General features: G+C 69.7%; 13 protein-coding genes. 9 read left to right on the forward strand and 4 right to left on the reverse strand.

The annotated features are described in order from the left end of the window. Nucleotides 1-159 precede the first annotated feature (159 nt). The 6 genes from R0145_RS06415 (at nt 160) to R0145_RS06440 (ending at nt 7,556) form a co-directional block, all read left to right on the forward strand. The gene (locus tag R0145_RS06415; protein ID WP_317839535.1) at nt 160-2,577 is read left to right on the forward strand and encodes an ExeM/NucH family extracellular endonuclease; all 2,418 of its coding nucleotides are present in this window, start codon (nt 160-162) and stop codon (nt 2,575-2,577) included. 73 nt (nt 2,578-2,650) lie between these two features. Next, nucleotides 2,651-3,814 carry a flavodoxin-dependent (E)-4-hydroxy-3-methylbut-2-enyl-diphosphate synthase gene (gene ispG, locus R0145_RS06420; RefSeq protein ID WP_317839536.1) on the forward strand — a complete coding sequence of 388 codons (1,164 nt, stop codon included), beginning with the start codon at nt 2,651-2,653 and terminating at the stop codon, nt 3,812-3,814. Between the two features lie 15 nt (nt 3,815-3,829). After that, the gene (locus R0145_RS06425; RefSeq protein ID WP_317839537.1) at nt 3,830-4,696 is read left to right on the forward strand and encodes a GNAT family N-acetyltransferase; all 867 of its coding nucleotides are present in this window, start codon (nt 3,830-3,832) and stop codon (nt 4,694-4,696) included. A 131-nt stretch (nt 4,697-4,827) separates the two neighbouring features. After that, a complete protein-coding gene (locus R0145_RS06430) occupies nt 4,828-6,024 on the forward strand; it encodes a CapA family protein (protein WP_317839538.1) in 1,197 nt (398 codons plus the stop codon). A 36-nt stretch (nt 6,025-6,060) separates the two neighbouring features. Further along, complete coding sequence (locus R0145_RS06435; RefSeq protein ID WP_317839539.1) at nt 6,061-6,756, forward strand: hypothetical protein; 696 nt, start codon at nt 6,061-6,063, stop codon at nt 6,754-6,756. 80 nt (nt 6,757-6,836) lie between these two features. Further along, entirely contained in the window at nt 6,837-7,556 is a 720-nt protein-coding gene (locus R0145_RS06440) for a hypothetical protein (protein WP_317839540.1), read from the forward strand. Between the two features lie 93 nt (nt 7,557-7,649). On the opposite strand, the gene R0145_RS06445 is transcribed toward R0145_RS06440, so the two are convergent. From R0145_RS06445 to R0145_RS06455, 3 genes are all read right to left on the reverse strand, one after another. Then, nucleotides 7,650-8,243 carry a hypothetical protein gene (locus tag R0145_RS06445; RefSeq protein WP_317839541.1) on the reverse strand — a complete coding sequence of 198 codons (594 nt, stop codon included), beginning with the start codon at nt 8,241-8,243 and terminating at the stop codon, nt 7,650-7,652. A gap of 17 nt (nt 8,244-8,260) precedes the next feature. Continuing rightward, nucleotides 8,261-8,956, reverse strand: coding sequence for an SPFH domain-containing protein (locus R0145_RS06450; RefSeq protein WP_317839542.1), 696 nt, complete (start codon nt 8,954-8,956; stop codon nt 8,261-8,263). Nucleotides 8,957-9,367: 411 nt separating this feature from the next. Beyond that, the gene (locus R0145_RS06455; protein WP_317839543.1) at nt 9,368-10,075 is read right to left on the reverse strand and encodes a glutamine amidotransferase; all 708 of its coding nucleotides are present in this window, start codon (nt 10,073-10,075) and stop codon (nt 9,368-9,370) included. 176 nt (nt 10,076-10,251) lie between these two features. Between R0145_RS06455 and R0145_RS06460 the strand changes: the two genes are divergently transcribed. Continuing rightward, nucleotides 10,252-11,997, forward strand: a complete 1,746-nt coding sequence (locus R0145_RS06460; protein ID WP_317840166.1) for a proline--tRNA ligase — start codon at nt 10,252-10,254, stop codon at nt 11,995-11,997. Between the two features lie 5 nt (nt 11,998-12,002). Then, complete coding sequence (locus R0145_RS06465; protein WP_317839544.1) at nt 12,003-12,794, forward strand: sulfite exporter TauE/SafE family protein; 792 nt, start codon at nt 12,003-12,005, stop codon at nt 12,792-12,794. A gap of 46 nt (nt 12,795-12,840) precedes the next feature. Here the strand turns inward: R0145_RS06465 and R0145_RS06470 are convergent, their stop codons facing one another. Next, on the reverse strand, nt 12,841-13,728 hold the full coding sequence (locus R0145_RS06470) for a DUF4439 domain-containing protein (RefSeq protein ID WP_317839545.1): 888 nt from the start codon (nt 13,726-13,728) through the stop codon (nt 12,841-12,843). A 161-nt stretch (nt 13,729-13,889) separates the two neighbouring features. Here R0145_RS06470 and rimP point away from each other — a divergent pair, with 161 nt between their 5' ends. Next, a complete protein-coding gene (gene rimP, locus R0145_RS06475) occupies nt 13,890-14,396 on the forward strand; it encodes a ribosome maturation factor RimP (protein WP_317839546.1) in 507 nt (168 codons plus the stop codon). Nucleotide 14,397 lies beyond the last annotated feature (1 nt).

A 14,397-nucleotide genomic window follows, 5' to 3' on the forward strand; every position in this document is an offset into this window, starting at 1 on the left:
GAGCGGACCGGCGGGGCCGGTGGCGGGACGGTCACGGTCGGTCGAATGGCGGGGGAATCCCTGGTGAATTCTCACCCCGGAGCGCTCGGAAGCACCGAAGAGGACCGGTGGCGGCCATAGCCTGGCCGGCGGTCTCACCATCCTCTCAAGGAGTGTTCCATGTCCTCTCGTCCCCGTCTGGCCGCGGTCGGCCTGGTGGCGGTGCTCGGCGGAGCGGCGGTCCTCGCCCCGCTGGCCTCCGTCCCCGCGCGTGCCGCTGCCGACCATGTCCTGATCAACGAGGTGTACGGCGGTGGTGGCAACAGCGGTGCCACCCTCAAGAACGACTTCGTCGAGCTGTACAACCCGACCACCGGCCCGATCAGCCTCGCCGGTTGGACGGTGAACTACTACTCGGCCGCCGGCACCACGCCGACCACCTGCAACCTGTCCGGCACCGTGGCGGCCGGCTCCCACTTCCTGGTCCAGCAGGCCGCGGGCACCGGTGGCAGCCAGTCACTGCCGGCTCCCGACGCGGCGTGCAATGCGACGATGAGCGCCACCGCCGGACGCGTGACGCTGGCGGACGCTGCCGGCGCGACCGTCGACCTGGTCGGCTACGGCGCCACCGCCAAGCCGTACGAGGGCACCGGCCCTGCGCCCACCCTGTCCAACACCACCTCCGCTTCCCGGACGAACTTCGTCGACACCGACAACAATGCCGCCGACTTCACCGCCGGCGCCCCCACCCCGCGGAACAGCACCGACGGCGGCGCGACCCCCAGCCCGACGCCGACACCGACCGCGACGCCTACCCCGAGCCTGACCACGATCGCCCAGATCCAGGGCACCGGCGCCACGTCGCCGCTCGTCGGCACGACGGTGACCACCCGGGGCGTCGTGACGGCGGCCTACCCGACCGGTGGTTTCGACGGGTTCTACCTGCAGACGCCCGGCACCGGCAGCACCCCGAAGAAGGCCGGCGACGCGTCCGACGGCATCTTCGTCTACGGCTCCGCTGCGGTGAAGACCGTCCAGGCCGGCCAGTGCTACACCGTCACCGGCAAGGTCTCCGAGTACAACGGGCTGACCGAGCTCGGCAGCCCCGCGGTCACCCCGGCCGACGGTTGCGCCCCGGTCACCGCGACCGACCTGGCCACCCTGCCGGTGACCGACGCCGACAGGGAGGCGTACGAGGGCATGCTGGTCAGGCCCCTCGGCAGCTACACGATCACGAACAACTACCAGCTGAACCAGTACGGCCAGCTCGGCCTCGCCGTCGGCGACCAGCCGCTGCGGACCGCCACCGACGTGGTCACCCCCGACAAGGCGACCGCATACGAGGCGGAGAACCTGAAGAAGTACGTCACCCTCGATGACGGTTCCAGCTGGGACTACCTGAACAACGCGACCGCGAAGAACTCGCCGCTGCCGTACCTGTCGCAGGACGAGCCGATGCGCACCGGCTCGCACCTCACGTTCGACAAGCCGGTCATCCTGGACTACCGCTACCAGTGGAACTACCAGCCGACCGGTCAGATCGTCGGTGCGACCGACGACCAGGACCCGGTGGCCCCGCAGAACGACCGTGAGACGACCTCGCCGGCGGTGGGCGGTGACGTCAGGATCGCCACCTTCAACGTGCTGAACTACTTCACCGACCTGGGCAAGGACGAGGCCGGCTGCGCGGCCTACAACGATCGCGCCGGCACCCCGGTGGCCACCAACAACTGCCAGGTCCGCGGGGCGTACACCCAGCAGGCGTTCGACGACCAACAGGCGAAGATCGTCACCGCGATCAACCGGCTCGGCGCCGACATCGTCTCGCTGGAGGAGATCGAGACCTCGTCGGCGATCAGCTACCTGCCGGGCCAAGACCGCGACACGTCGCTCGCGATCCTCGTCGCCGCGCTGAACAAGGCCGGCGGCCACTGGGCGTACGTTCCCTCGCCGAAGGTCGTCCCGAGCAACCAGGACGTCATCCGCACCGCGTTCATCTACAACGTCGACCGGGTCCAGCTCAACGGCCCCTCGCAGATCCTGCTGGATCCCGCCTTCGCCAATGCCCGCCAGCCGTTGGCCCAGAAGTTCAAGCTGCGCAAGGCCGGGTCGCCCTTCGTGGTGATCGCGAACCACTTCAAGTCGAAGAGCTCCGGCGACGACGACGGCACCGGCCAGGGCCTGTCCAACCCGTCGCGGGTGGCCCAGGCCCACGCCCTGACCGGCTGGGTCACGCAGGTCTTCGGCGGCGAGGCGGTGTTCCTGGTGGGCGACTTCAACGCCTACTCCCAGGAAGATCCGGTCCGGGTCATAGAGCAGGCCGGCTACACCAACCTCGCCGAGGTGAAGGACCCGACCGCCACGACCTACCAGTACTCCGGGCGGATGGGCTCGCTGGACCACGCCTTCGCCAACGCCAAGGCCCAGAAGATGGTCACCGGCGCCGGGGTGTGGGACATCAACGCCGACGAGTCGATCGTGATGCAGTACTCGCGTCGCAACTACAACGCGACCGACTTCTACACCACCGACGCGTACGCCGCCTCCGACCACGACCCGCTGGTGGTCGGTCTGAAGGCGAACGGCGCGAAGGGCTGAGTCCCGCCGCCGTCGTGCCTGCCACTCGTATCTGCAGGGCGTCACGCCGGTGAGGTTGGCCTACTCTTGTCGCATGGCAATCAGTCTCGGCATGCCCGCCCCCGCCCCGATCCAGCTCGCCCCGCGCCACGTCACGCGCACGCTGCGGGTCGGCTCGGTCGAGGTCGGCGGCGACGCCCCCGTCTCGGTGCAGTCCATGACCACCACGAAGACCACCGACATCAACGGGACCCTCCAGCAGATCGCCGAGCTGACCGCGGCCGGTTGCGACATCGTCCGCGTCGCGGTCCCCAGCCAGGACGATGCCGACGTGCTGCCCATCATCGCCAAGAAGTCGAAGATCCCGGTCGTCGCCGACATCCACTTCCAGCCGCGCTACGTGTTCCAGGCCATCGAGGCCGGCTGTGCCGCGGTGCGCGTCAACCCGGGCAACATCAAGCAGTTCGACAACAAGATCGCCGAGATCGCCAAGGCCGCCACCGACGCACAGGTGCCGCTGCGGATCGGCGTCAATGCCGGCTCGCTGGACAAGCGGATCATGGAACAGTACGGCTCGGCCACTCCCGAGGCGCTCGTCGCGTCGGCGATGCAGGAGGCCCGGCTGTTCGAGGACGTCGGCTTCCGGGACTTCGCGATCTCGGTCAAGCACCACGACCCGGTGGTGATGATCCGCGCCTATCAGCTGCTCGCCGAGGCCTGCGACTACCCGCTGCACCTCGGTGTGACGGAGGCCGGCCCGGCCTTCCAGGGCACCATCAAGTCGGCCGTCGCCTTCGGCGCGCTGCTCTCCCAGGGCATCGGCGACACCATCCGGGTGTCGCTGTCCGCCCCGCCGGTCGAGGAGGTCAAGGTCGGGGTGAAGATCCTCGAGTCGCTCGGCATGCGGCCGCGGCATCTCGAGATCGTCTCCTGCCCGTCCTGCGGCCGGGCCCAGGTGGACGTCTACACCCTCGCCGACGAGGTCACCAAGGGCCTGGAGGGGATGACCGTCCCGCTGCGGGTGGCGGTGATGGGCTGCGTCGTGAACGGTCCCGGCGAGGCCCGGGAGGCCGACCTCGGCGTCGCCTCCGGCAACGGCAAGGGCCAGATCTTCGTGCACGGCCAGGTCGTCAAGACCGTCCCCGAGGACCGGATCGTCGAGACCCTGATCGAGGAGGCCAACCGGCTCGCCGAGTCGGTCGAGGCCACGCCCGGCGCCGAGCAGTCGGCGGGATCTCCGGTCGTCAGCGTCGGCTGACCGCAGGCGGCCATCATGTCGGCACCGGTACGACCCTCCACCACCTTCGGCGTACGGACGCTGGGGGTCGACGACCTGCCGGCGGCCCTGGCCCTGCTGCGCCGCGACCCGGTGGACAACGTCTACGTCGGCTCGCGGATAAGGACCGGCGGGCTGGACCGGGTGACCCTGGGCTGCCCGGTCTGGGGCTTCGAGGAGGGCGGCCAGCTGCGGGCGATGCTGCACGCCGGCTCCAACATGGTGCCGGTCCACGCCGACGCCCGTGCCTGTGCGGCGTTCGCGGCATTCGCCGGTCACCAACGGGTCGCGTCGTCGATCATCGGGCCGGCTCCGGCGGCGCTGGCGCTCTACCACGAGCTGTCGCGGCAGTGGGGCGCGGTCTGGGCCGATGCCCGCGACATCCGGGGCCGCCAACCGGTGATGCTGAGCGACGACGACCCGCCGATCCCTGCCGATCCCCGGGTGCAGCAGGTGCCCATGGAGCTGTGGCAGTCGTACGCGGACGCCGCGGTGGCGATGTACACCGAGGAGGTCGGTCAGGCGCCGGCGGTCGGCGGCTCCGACGTCTCCTACCGGATCTACATCCGCTCGCTGATCCAGCAGGGCCGTTCGTACGCCATCGTCGAGGACGGCCGGATCATCTTCAAGGCCGACATCGGCTCGGCCACCTCCAGCGTCTGCCAGGTGCAGGGCGTCTGGGTCGCGCCGGACCGACGCGGTCAGGGGATCGCTGCCCCGGCGATGGCCGCGGTGATCCAGCACGCCCGGCGCCGCTGGCCGCTGGTGACGCTCTACGTCAACGACTTCAACACCCCGGCCCTGGCGACCTATCGGCGGGCCGGGATGCGGCAGGTGGGGGAGTTCGCCACCATCCTCTACTGAGCGCCCGCACCGGGCGTCTGCACCGAGTGTCCGTACTGCGGCGAGTGGCCCGCGCTGCGGGCGCGCCCCTGCCGGAAGTGCGACGATGGGGCCGCCGGGGTCTCGCGGGAGACCCCGCCGGAGGGGACACCATGCACAGTCGTCGTCGACCGAGGCGCGCCATCGTTGTCGGGATCCTGCTGGTCGGATCGCTGCTGGCGGGCTGCGCGCCCGCCCGCCCCGACGCCGCGACGGCCCCGGCGCAAAGCCCCGCGAGCGTCACGCCCACATCGGCCGCGCCGCGCACCGCGACCGTCGTGCTCGCCGGTGATCTGCTGTGGCACAACACCACCTGGTACTCGGCCCAGGAGGATGCCCGCGCCGAGGGGAGGACCGGTGCCGACACGTACGACTTCGGCCCGATGTTCGGCTCGATGGCCCCGGTGATCGGCGCCGCCGACCTCGCGGTGTGCCACGAGGAGGTGCCGGTCGGCCCGGCGGGCGGGCCCTATCGCAACTACCCGACCTTCGCCGCACCGCCCCAGGTCGCGGCCGGTGCCGCGGCGGCCGGCTACGACCTGTGCACCCTCGGCAGCAACCACTCCCTGGACGCGGGCACAGCCGGGATCACCCGTACGGTCGCCGCTTTCCGCGACGCCGGGGTCGTCACCACCGGGGCGTACGCCACCGAGGAGGACTCCCGCACCCCGGCCATCCGCACGACCGCGTCCGGCGTCCGGGTTGCGGTGATCGAGGCGGCGTACGGGCTGAACGGTCTGCGGCCGTCCGCCGACCACGCGTGGGCGGTGGACCTCATCGACACCTCGGCGATGATCGCGAAGGCCCGGGCCGCGCGCGCCGCCGGCGCGGACATCGTGTTGGCCGCCCTGCATGACGGCACCGAATACACCACCGCTCCCACCCCCACCCAGATCAGCAACGCCAAGGCGCTCGCCGACTCCGGCGTGATCGACCTGGTGTACGGCCACCATGTCCACACCGTCCAGCCGTGGGAGAAGGTGGACGGCACCTGGGTCGTCTACGGACTCGGCAACCAGATCGCCCAGCAGCTCCCGGATCAGCCCACCACCTACGAGGGCATCACCGCCCGGTTCACCTTCACCGAGGTGTCGCCTGGAAGGTTCGAGGCCACCGACCCGACGGCCATCCCGACGTACGTCACCCGCTACGCGGCCGGGCGGCCGATCCGGCTGGTGCACGTGACCGCTGCCCTGGACGGCACCGCTCCGGTGCCCGCCGGGGTGGAACGGACCACTCTCGAACGGGCCCGGGACCGCACTCTTGCGGCGGTGCGCTCCCGGGGCGCCGAGGGCATCGCGGTGGGCTGAGTGGTCTACGCCCGTGGCCTTACTGGTGACTGGGCCATGCCAAGCACCACTGTGGAGTTGCGCCAGTTGAATCCCTATCGCACGGCAGGGGCTGCAGGACACCTGGAGTTGCCACCCCGGCCCGTTGGGCTGGACGTGACTGTGGAGCCTGGGCGCATGACGGGCGAGGCGCCCGAGGCGATCCACGATGACGGGGACTTCCCTGATGGTGCGGATGAGGAGTCGGTGGGGTGGGCACATCCGGCGTTCCGGGCACATTTCGTCGATCCGATCTATGAGGATCCGGCCGGTGAGTTCGCGCCGTTCGGGACCGATGAGGGTGCCGATCTGTTGGCGGACTGGTCGGAGCGGGTCGACGAACTCGCTGATGACATGACGGTGGCCGACCTGTTGGCTGGGAGCGGGTTCGAGGGTGTGCTGGAGGATCTCGGGCTGCCCGACAGCGGGGCGGCGGTGCCGGAGCCGGGTGGGCCGATCGATGTGGCGACGATCGTGGTGGGGGCGGCCTTCACGCTGCTGCGGTTGAGTGGGCGGATCGATCCGGCGGGACGTGAGGCTGCGCTGCAGAATCTGGCGGTGTTGGAGGCGGCGTACGGTCAAGTGCCGGAGCTGGAGCGTCAGCGGGCCGACCTGGAGACCTGGCACAACCCCGAAGAGGGCGGACGCGGTGAGGTCCCCGCACGTCGTCCTTCGACTGGAAATGTGGGAGATTCCTTACGTGAAATCGATTGAGGAATTGCTGGCGGAATATATCGACGTGCCGTACGCAATCGTCTCTGACCGGGTCGGGGGGTAACCAATTCGTCAATCGAGTGCTGGAGCTCTCGTCGAACGACAGGCCGGATGTCCGAGTTGAGGTCACCCTCAACAACACAGGGGAGGTGTCCATTGTTGATAGCAGTATCGTTTGGTTCTCCTACTTCAATATTGCAGAGGGCTACAGTCAGGGAGAGTTGCTGAAAGGTGTTGCCGCCCTGATGTCTGGGGACTATGTGATCGAGAGGACGCTCTTTGGCGGCCGCCGAGCAGTCGTCACACTCGGGGACCGGGAAGTTTATGGCAAAGTCCATCGTCCAAAGCGTGCGAGTCGAGATATCGGTAGACCGAAGATGGTAGAGCCTTACATGACCACCCTGTTAAGACAACTGCAGAAGGATGCGACTACTGCCGGCGTTCCATGGAAAGAGGTCTTCGAACGCGGCTCCACCTATTTCGATCTGGATAACATAGAAATTCAATTATCGGACCTCGGGTCTGTTGAGTTCGAGATATATTCTCCCTCGTCCCCTCTGTCCAGATCGCTGTACTGTCTGTATCTGTACAAGGTGGATCCGGATAACATGTCCGAGGTTAGAGAATTGTTCAGTCTCTACTTGTCGGGTAAGCTCTTTGAGCTCAAGGAAGGGCGTCGGTGGAGTGTGGAGAAGCTGATAGTGCAACGAGATGATGGCGGGTATTATGACCTGGAGACAAAAAGAGATGTCCGTCTCCATGACACCTCCACAGTGACTCCCATCCTTACGCCGGCTTGATTCCGTTGACCCTGCTGGTTGAGAGCAGGGCGGCAGGCGTCCACGGCGCCCCGCCTGCATCCACGGCAGAAGCGTCCTTGACCCGCCGACTGCTCAGCACTGGTGTGGCGGGACCGTGAGGTTCGACTCCTGGATGGGTGTACCGGATGCTGGCGTCTGTTGCGTCGCCCCACTGCCGGGACCCGGGACCGGGGACTTCGCCAGCTCGTTCAGTCGGTGGGCGCGTTCCCTGAGTCTTCGGTCGCGTTCGGCGACCTCCGGACCGAACGTGGCAAGGAGATGCTCGTACTCGGGGTCACCACAGCCGACGTTCCCCGGCTGGGTGCTGGTATCGGCATCGGCCGGATCAGGCGCTGCGGACGGCGGAAGATCCCAGTACTGGAGCCATTTCGGGACCGTGGGGCGACCATGTCGGTCATCTCGAGGAACATCTTCGGCATAAGGCCAACAATTCGGCTCGTAGGCCCGCCGATAGGAGATGTCGAGCGGGACTCCAGCCCACAGTGATATCTCCATCGACAGTCGCATGACGCGCGATTCAGGATCCCTGCCGGCACGCGGTGAGCCGCTCAGGCTGTCAATCATGACGTCGTGACCCTCGTCGATCTGGACGAAAGCGTGGATCCACGGATATCTGGCGCCCGCGAGCGGCCGCCACGGCACGGCGGATGGCGCTTCGACAGCCATGCCGCCCGATGCGTCTGTCAGCCGGCCTGCACGGTGCTCGCGGGCTGCGCGATCGCGGTGTTGACGACGACGGTGGCGCCAGGGGATTGGGCCATTCGTAGCTGGAGCAGGGCGGGGTTGTCGGCCAGGATCCGGGCAGCGTTGGCCATCGCCCGGGTCGCGGCGACCTCGGCGCGGGCCCGTTCCAGGACGGCCTTGGACCGCTGCGCTTCCAGGGCCACCTCGGCCAACACGGCGCGGGCGTCCTGGGTCACGGTCAGATCACGTACCGCCACCATGGAGACGTCCAGTCCGACGCGGGTCGCGGCAGACTGGACCGGGGTGAGCAGTGCCGACGACATCGCGGCACGATCGGCAAGGACCTCGGTCAAGGTTCGAGTGGTGATCGCCTCCCGCAACGCCATCTGGATCGCCTGGTACACGACGGCATCACTGTCCGGGGAAGCGGTCACCGCTGCACGTACGTCGGCCACGCTCACCTCCGCGACCGCGCTGACCCGCACGCTGACGGCGTCGGTGGTCAGGATCTCCTGAGCGTTCACCACCAGCTGACGGGAACGAACGTCGAGGATCACCACCCTGGTCCGGCGCGGCAGCCGGTACCGTCCCGGGCCGAGGTCGCGGCCGACCACCCCGTCACGGTGCGTCACCGCCCGCTCCCACGGGTCGAGGGTGACTCTCCGGGTGAGTAGCCCAGCCGTGAACTCCCTCATCCTGTCCCCCATTTCCGTTCCCACGCTCCCGTGATGCGGACGTTCGCTGCCAACCTGCCTGCCCGCATCACGACCATCCCTGGCGGCGGAGCCGGTCGACCGTTCTCTGACCGGTTGCAGGCCACCAGCGAAGCGCCCGAAGGCAGCCACGACACGAACAGGCAGGCCTGTCCCGTACAGAGGAGCAGCCACCCGAGGGGACAACACGGAGAACCGGGCGGGAAGACCCACCCACGCCCCTGAACCCCTCGCCATGCCCGCCTAACACTACCGAACCCGACAGCTCCCACGTCCGGCGCTCACCAGCGCGGGCCTCCTTCCTGTCGGAACCGATGCCGTGAGCTGGCCGTTCGGTGCACCGGGACCATTGACGTCGGTGTCGTGCGGATGAGTGTGAGGCGGGATGGTGGGTCACCAGCATGCCTCGGCCTGGTCCAGCCAGAAGTCGATGACCTCGGTGGCCGCCCTGGCGAGTTCTGGCCCGTGGGTGGCGGCGTCCGCGCGGATGCGGGCCGGGTCGATCCTCGCCGCAGCGAGCTCGTGGGCGTGCCCGATCAGCCAGCGTTCGATCTGGGTGTGATCGGCCTCAAGGTGGAACTGCAACGCCAGCACACGCTCGTCGACGGCGAACGCCTGGTTGGGAAAGCCCGGAGTCTCTGCCAGGCGGGTTGCCCCGGCCGGCACCTCGAACTGGTCTCCGTGCCAATGCAACACCCGCACCCCATCCAAGGGGGCGAGCACCGACGAGCGTCCTTCGGCGGTCAGGGTCAGGGGCCGGTAGCCGATCTCCTTGCGGCCGGTCGGGGCCACCTCGGCACCGAGCGCTGTTGCGAGCAACTGCCCGCCCAGACACACGCCGAGCACTGGCCCTCCGGCGTGCAGACGCGCGCTGATAGCCGCTCGTTCGGCTGCGAGGAAGGGATACGCCGTGGTCTCGTAGACGCCGATCGGCCCTCCCAGGATGACCAGGATGTCCGGTCCGAGCAGCGTGTCCGGCGTGATCGACTCGATGCCGGCATCGAGATAGGCGACCGTGTACCCGCGCCTCTCGACCACCGGTCGGATCAGGCCGAGGTCTTCGAACTGGACATGCCTGACAGCCAGCACGCGACGGGTCACGAGTACAACTCCGATGAGTCGACGCCGTACGTGGGTCTCCAACAGGACGCGAAGATGAGCACGTGGCCAACGTAGCCGGGCGATCCGTCGGATTCCGACCGACTCCGCTCCCTTCTGCGAAGAGCCGGTAGAGTCTGCCTGTCTGTCGACCCTGGGAGCCCCTTGTGATCACGAAGATGTCCGAGCTGTTCGTCCGCACTCTGCGCGAGGACCCGGCGGACGCCGAGGTGCCGAGCCACCGCTGGCTGGTGCGCGCCGGATACATCCGTCGTGCCGCTCCGGGCATCTACACCTGGCTGCCGCTCGGGCTGCGGGTGTTGCACAAGGTCGAGGACATCGTCCGCGAGGAGATGGACGGCATCGGCGCCCAGGAGGTGCACTTCCCGGCGCTGCTGCCCCGCGAACCGTATGAGCTGACGGACCGGTGGGTCGAGTACGGCCCGAACCTGTTCCGGCTCAAGGACCGCAAGGGCAACGACATGCTGCTCGGCCCGACGCACGAGGAGATGTTCACCCTGCTGGTGAAGGACCTCTACTCCTCGTACAAGGACCTGCCGTTGGTGCTCTACCAGATCCAGACCAAGTACCGCGACGAGGCCCGGCCGCGCGCCGGGCTGCTGCGCGGCCGCGAGTTCGTGATGAAGGACTCCTACTCCTTCGACGTCGACGACGCCGGCCTGCAGGTGGCGTACGACAAGCACCGCGAGGCCTACATCCGGATCTTCGACCGGCTCGGCCTCGACTACGCCATCGTCCAGGCGATGTCCGGAGCGATGGGCGGCTCGGCCTCCGAGGAGTTCCTCGCCGTCGCCGAGAACGGTGAGGACACCTTCGTCCGCTCCCCGGGCGGTTACGCCGCGAACGTCGAGGCGGTCCGGATCGGGGCTCCGGCCCCGCTGCCGTACGACGGCCTGCCTGCCGCGCATGTCGAGGACACTCCCCGCTCGACCACCATCGACGCCCTGGTGCAGGTCGCCAACGATCTGCAGCCGCGCGCCGATCGGCCGTGGCACGGCGGCGACACCCTGAAGAACGTCGTTTTCCTGCTGGAGTATCCCGACGGTACCAGGGAGCCGCTGGCGATCGGCCTGCCGGGCGACCGGGAGGTCGACGAGAAGCGTCTCGAGGCCCAGGTCGAGCCGGCCGTCGCGGTGCCCTTCGGCGAGGAGGACTTCGCTCGCTACCCGAGCCTGGTCAAGGGCTACATCGGCCCCGGCGTGCTGGGGGAGCAGAACGCCTCCGGCGTGAAGTACCTCACCGACCCCCGGGTCGTCCCCGGCACCCGCTGGATCACCGGCGCGGACGCCGACCAGCAGCACGTCTTCGACCTGGTCTGCGGGCGCGACTTCACCTCCGACGGCGTGATCGACGTCGCCGAGATCCGCGCGGGGGATCCCGCCCCCGACGGCTCCGGACCGCTGCAGCTGGCCCGCGGCATCGAGATGGGCCACATCTTCCAGCTCGGCCGCAAGTACGCCGACGCGCTCGGGCTGAAGGTCCTCGACCAGAACGGCAAGCAGGTCACCGTGACCATGGGCTCGTACGGTGTCGGGGTCTCCCGCGCGGTCGCCGCCGTGGCCGAGCACACCTGCGACGCCAAGGGTCTGTGCTGGCCGCGGGCGCTGGCACCGTACGACGTCCAGGTGGTCGCCACCGGCAAGGGCGCGGAGATCGCGACGTACGCCGCCGACCTCGCCGGCGCGCTGGATGCCGCCGGGATCGCGGTGCTGCTCGACGACCGCAAGGCGTCCCCCGGGGTGAAGTTCGCCGATGCCGAGCTCCTCGGCATGCCGACCACCGTCGTCGTCGGCCGGGGCCTGGCGGACGGGGTGGTGGAGCTGCGCGACCGCGCCTCCGGGACTGTCGAGGAGGTGCCGGTCGCCGAGGTGATGGATCGGGTCGTCGCGGTGGTCCGCGGCTGATCGACGTGCTCGAAGGCCTCGCCGGGATCTCCCCGTGGATCGTCGCCGGACTCGTCGGCGTGGCCTTCGTCGCGGGCTGGGTCGACGCGATCGTGGGCGGCGGCGGGCTGATCCAGCTCCCCGCCCTGCTGCTCGGGCTGCCCGCCGACACCCCGGTGGCGACCATCTCCGGGACCAACAAGCTCTCCTCCTTCGCCGGGACCAGCACGGCCACGGCGACGTACCTGCGTCGGATCCGCGTCGGCTGGCGGGACACCGTGCCGCTGATGGCCGGGGCGGCGATCGGCTCGGCGGTCGGGGCGCGGCTGGTGACGCTGCTGCCGAAGCAGTGGTTCACCCCGTTCGTGCTGGTGGCGCTGGTGGTGGTCGGCGGCTACCTGTGGCGGCGCCCGCAGTTCGGGCTGGAGTCACACCTGCGCCACGCCGGGGCCGGACTGGCCGTCCGGTCCGCGGCGATCGGCCTCGCCGTCGGGGTGTACGACGGCTTCCTCGGGCCGGGCACCGGCACCTTTTTCATGATCCTCATCGTCGGGGTGCTCGGGCACGGCTTCCTGGCGGCCAGCGCCCGGGCCAAGCTGGCCAACGTCGCCACCAACCTCGCCGCGATCGTCACCCTCGCCCCGCACGTCAACTGGGTGCTGGGGCTGATGATGGCCGCCGCCAACGTCACCGGTGGCGTGACCGGTGCCCGGATGGCGCTGCGGCACGGCAACGCCTTCATCCGCAAGGTGCTGCTCGTCGTGGTCGCCGCCCTGGTGGTCCGGCTGTCGTACGACCTGGTGATGCAGTTCCGCTGAGAGGCAGGTGCGCCGAGTCGCTCAGCCCCGGGTGCCACCGGCCCGCTCAGGCCCAGCCGGGCCACACCGGCAGCGCACCCCCCGCGCGGGCCACCGCCACCGTCGCGTCCTCCAGGGCCGAGGCGCCCAGCGTCCGCACAGTCTCGCCGGTCGCGGCGCGGACCAGGTGGCAGGCGTCCGGCAGCACCGCCGCCTCGACCCGGGCCAGCAGCGCGACCGCCGAGGTGGTGTCGGTCGGTCGGCCGATGTCGTACGCCACCGCCGCCACCGGCACCCGGACCGATCGACGACCCAGCTCGGCGGCGAGTCCGTCCCGGGTGGCGAGGTGGCCGGTCAGCAGGGCCTTGGCCCACTGCGCGTCCTCGCCGGACAACTGGGCGACGGCGGCCTCGGTCGCGAAGACGGCGGCGTGCAGTTGCTCCAGCAGGGCCGTCATCGCCTCGGCGTCGCCCAGCGCGGAGATGGTGTCGGCTGAGGCGGCGTCGACCGGGGTCCGCGGGGCGGTGGCGCCGGCGAGGGAACCGACCGCGGCGGCGTACGCACCGGCGGAGGCCAGCCGGGCCGCGATCACCCCACGGGCCGGAGCGGCGAGGAACCGGGCCGCCGCCGAGCCGGCCGCGTCCGACAGGCTCCCACCGGGCGCGGAGCCGGTGGCCCCGGCGGCGAGGACGGTCGCCTGACTGTCGAAGGCGGTCGCGGCCCGGTCGCGGAAGCTGCCCAGCCGGTCGGCACCGGCGGCACCCCCCCGCACCGCCGCGGCGAGACCGGCCGCCAGCGAGGCGTACGGGGCGGGATCGACGACAGCTGCGGCGGTGGTCACCGACGGGACGGCGCTCGGCCGGCCGGTGACCGTCGGGTCCCGCCGGGAGCATCCGGCAGCACCGACCAGCACACCGCCGATGGCGGCCACCAGCAGTCCTCGACGCGTCAGCACAGGCCGAACGCTAGCGCACGGGTATGCTTGCCTGCACGGATCGTGCGGGTGCACAGCGCCGACGGGCACCCGCTGCGCACCCCCGATGACCGGCACGGCCGGCCCGCACCATCGGCGGCACGGCCGACAACCGCATTCCACAATCGGATCGAGGAGCACCCATGGACGAACGGCAACTCATCGCAGTCATCGAACCGGTGCTCGCCCGCCACGAGCTCGAGCTGGACGCGCTCGACATCATCCCGGCGGGGAAGCGCGTGCTGCTGCGCGTCACCGTGGACGGTGACGGTCCCGAGGGGCACGGGCCCTTGATCGACGACATCGCCGAGGCCTCGCGTGAGCTGTCCGACGCGCTCGACGACTCCGACGCGACCGGCTCCGGTGCGTACACCCTCGAGGTCTCCTCCCGCGGCGTGAACCGCCCGCTCACCCTGCCGCGGCACTGGCGCCGCAACGCCGGTCGGCTGGTGCGGATCACCACCACGGCGGGGGAGACCTTCCAGGCGCGGATCGTGGCGAGCGACGAGGAGGGGGTCGAGCTGCTCATCGAGCCCGAGGATCCGCGTCCCGGCAAGGGCTCCGCCGTCGAGCGCCGCTGTGCGTACGCCGACATCACCAAAGCACGTGTCCAGGTCGAGCTGAAGCGCCAGGACAAGGAGGAGGACTGAT

The organism is Raineyella sp. W15-4, assembly GCF_033170155.1.
In the GTDB taxonomy this organism is placed as follows: Bacteria; Actinomycetota; Actinomycetes; order Propionibacteriales; family Propionibacteriaceae; genus Raineyella.

Coding starts and splice junctions, on each gene's coding strand:
- R0145_RS06415 (WP_317839535.1), top strand. CDS start 160: ATGTCCTCTCGTCCCCGTCTGGCCGCGGTCGGCCTGGTGGCGGTGCTC.
- ispG (WP_317839536.1), top strand. CDS start 2,651: ATGGCAATCAGTCTCGGCATGCCCGCCCCCGCCCCGATCCAGCTCGCC.
- R0145_RS06425 (WP_317839537.1), top strand. CDS start 3,830: ATGTCGGCACCGGTACGACCCTCCACCACCTTCGGCGTACGGACGCTG.
- R0145_RS06430 (WP_317839538.1), top strand. CDS start 4,828: ATGCACAGTCGTCGTCGACCGAGGCGCGCCATCGTTGTCGGGATCCTG.
- R0145_RS06435 (WP_317839539.1), top strand. CDS start 6,061: ATGCCAAGCACCACTGTGGAGTTGCGCCAGTTGAATCCCTATCGCACG.
- R0145_RS06445 (WP_317839541.1), bottom strand. CDS start 8,243: ATGGCTGTCGAAGCGCCATCCGCCGTGCCGTGGCGGCCGCTCGCGGGC.
- R0145_RS06450 (WP_317839542.1), bottom strand. CDS start 8,956: ATGAGGGAGTTCACGGCTGGGCTACTCACCCGGAGAGTCACCCTCGAC.
- R0145_RS06460 (WP_317840166.1), top strand. CDS start 10,252: ATGTCCGAGCTGTTCGTCCGCACTCTGCGCGAGGACCCGGCGGACGCC.
- rimP (WP_317839546.1), top strand. CDS start 13,890: ATGGACGAACGGCAACTCATCGCAGTCATCGAACCGGTGCTCGCCCGC.